The following is a 2,570-nucleotide window of genomic DNA, read 5'->3' on the forward strand; positions in this document are numbered from 1 at the left end:
GCCCACTGGTTCGCCCGCGCCTCCAGCTCCCCGTACGTCAGCACCTCCTCCTCGCACCTCACCGCCGCGGCGGCCGGGCAGCGGCCCACTTGCGCCTGGAAGAGCCCCAGCACCGAGGCCTGGTCCGCGAACGCCGTGCGCGTGTCGTTCCACGCCACGAGGACCTGGTGACGCTCGGCCTCCGAGCTCAAGGCCAGCGTGCCCAAGGCGCGCTCCGGACTCGTCGCGATCGCCTCCAACACGGCGCGCAGCCGTTCGAGCTGCGCAACCGCGAAGGCCGCGGAGAACCGCTTCCGGTCGTAGCGCAGGTACAGCGGCAGCCGCGTCCCGTTCGTCGAGATGAGCGTCAGCGGGAAATGGTCCGCCTCAACGGCCCGGATGTCCCGGACCTCCAGGGCCCGGGAGGCCGACGTGAGCGCGGCGTCCAGCGGGTAGTTCTCGAAGACGACCAGGGTCTCGAACAGCGGCGTCCCCGCGGGCACGCTGCTCCAGCGCTGGACCTTCACCAGCGGCGCGTGCTCGTGCTGACGCGCCTCCAACTGCAGCTCCTGGATGCCGCGCAGCCACGCCGACAGGGGCGCTTCGGGTGGCAGCCGGACACGCACGGGCTGGGTGTTGATGAACAACCCCACCATGTCCTCCACGCCCGCCAATCCTGGCGGACGCCCGGAGACGGTGGTGCCGAAGACGACGTCCTCCGTGCCACACAGATGGCCGAGCACCAGGGCCCAGGCCCCCTGCACCAGGGTATGCAACGTGAGGCCCTGCCGCCGGGCGAAGCCGGTCAACGCCGTGGTGAGCGGCTCCGACAGGTACAAGGATTGCGACGCCTTCCCCGTCCCCTCACCACTCCCGAGCACCTGCCGCGGATTCGTGGGCGCATCGAAGCCGTCGAGCCCCTGACGCCAGAAGGACTCGGAGACCGCCAGGTCCTGCTCGCTCAGCCACTCGACATAGTCCCGGAAGGGCCTGGGTGGGGAGAGCCGGGCCGGCCGTCCCGAGAGCGCGCCCTCGTACAAGGTGAAGACGTCGCGGAGCACCAGCGGCACGGACCAGCCGTCCAATATCAGGTGCGAATGGCTGAACACGAAGCGGTGTGAGTCGTCGCCACACCGGAACAGCGCCAGCCGCACCAGCGGCGCGGAGGAGAGGTCGAAGCCCTCGCGCCGGTCCTCCGCCAGGAAGGCCTCCAACCGCGACTCCCGGGCTTCGGCCGGCACGTCGCGCCAGTCCTCGACGCGCACGGGCAGGTCCACCTCATGGAGCACGACCTGCATCGGCTCGTCGACGTCATCCCAGACGAGCGCCGTGCGCAGCACGGGATGCGCGGACACGACGCCATTCCAGGCCCGGGTGAAGGCGTCCAAATCCAACCGGCCCCGCAGCTCGCAGACGAGCTGGTTGAAGTACAGGCCCCTGCCGGGCTCGGCGATGGCGTGGAACAACATGCCGCCCTGCAGCGGCGACAGGGGGTACAGGTCGTCGATGTTGTCGCTCATCGCGTCTTCTTTCCGAACCGTGCGGCCAGCTTGTCGAGCTGCGCCTGCTTCACCTTCGCGAGCGGGAAATCCGAGGGCGAATGGCCCCCCGCCTCCGGCGCGCGCGACGCCTCCACCAGCTCCCGGAGCCGGGCCAGGAAGTCCTCCGCCAGGCGGCTCACCGTCTCGCGACGGTGTACGGCCTCGCTGAAGGTCCAGATGGCCTCCAGCCGCCCGTCACGTACCGCGCTCGTCACGTCGAGCAGGTACGGCCGGCGCGCGCTCGGAGCCCGCTGACGCAACGCCTCGCCCTCCGGAGCGAGCACGAAGGGGGCCCCCGCGCCCACCGCGCCATCGACCTGTCCCAGGTGATTGAAGCCCACCTCCGCCAGCGGCAACGCCGCCAGCGCCGCGTCCTTCGCGACGTAGCGGAGCAGGCCCCACCCCATGCCGTGCGAGGGCACCGCGCGCAGGCCCTCCTTCACCGCGCGAAGCGCCTCACCGGGCGTCTTCGTTGCGCGCAGGTCCAGCAGCGCGGGGAACACCCGGGTGAACCAGCCCACCGTGCGGGACACGTCCACGCCCGGCAGCACGTCTTCCCGTCCATGCCCCTCCACGTCCACCAGCGCGACGGCGCCACCCGACCACGCCGTCAGCGCCTGGGCCAGCGCCGTCAGCAACGGCTCTTGAGGCTGTGTGTGCCACGCCTTCGGCACGTCGTGCAGCAAGGCCCGCGTGTGCTCGGCGTCCAGCGTCACGCGCACCACGCTCGCGGTGGCCTCCGTGTTGGCCCCACCCGCCAGGTCCACGGGGAGCCGCGGAGCCTCGCGCCACGGACGTTCGAGCCACCATGCCCGCTGCGCCGCCAGCGCCTCCGAGCGCGACAACGCCTCCAGCCCCCGAGCCCACGCCTGGAACGACGTCGTCTTCGGCGGGAGCACCACGGCCTCGCCCGCGGCGAGCTTCGCGTACACCGCCGCCAGGTCCTCCAGGAGGATGCGCCACGACACCGCGTCCACCACCAGATGGTGGACCGCCAGCATCAGCCGGGAAGGACGTCCGGCGCCCCCCTCCAGCACCACCCCCTGGACC

General features: G+C 71.6%; 2 protein-coding genes. Both read right to left on the reverse strand.

Annotated elements, in window-relative coordinates; genetic code table 11:
* Nucleotides 1-1,499: condensation domain-containing protein (locus tag G4D87_RS36555; RefSeq protein ID WP_240358900.1), on the reverse strand; the 1,499-nt coding region annotated here is incomplete at its 3' end.
* Nucleotides 1,496-2,570: condensation domain-containing protein (locus tag G4D87_RS36560; protein ID WP_205507868.1), on the reverse strand; the 1,075-nt coding region annotated here is incomplete at its 5' end. The genes G4D87_RS36555 and G4D87_RS36560, both read right to left, overlap by 4 nt.

Origin of the sequence: Myxococcus vastator, assembly GCF_010894475.1 — a bacterium.
In the GTDB taxonomy this organism is placed as follows: Bacteria; Myxococcota; Myxococcia; order Myxococcales; family Myxococcaceae; genus Myxococcus; species Myxococcus vastator.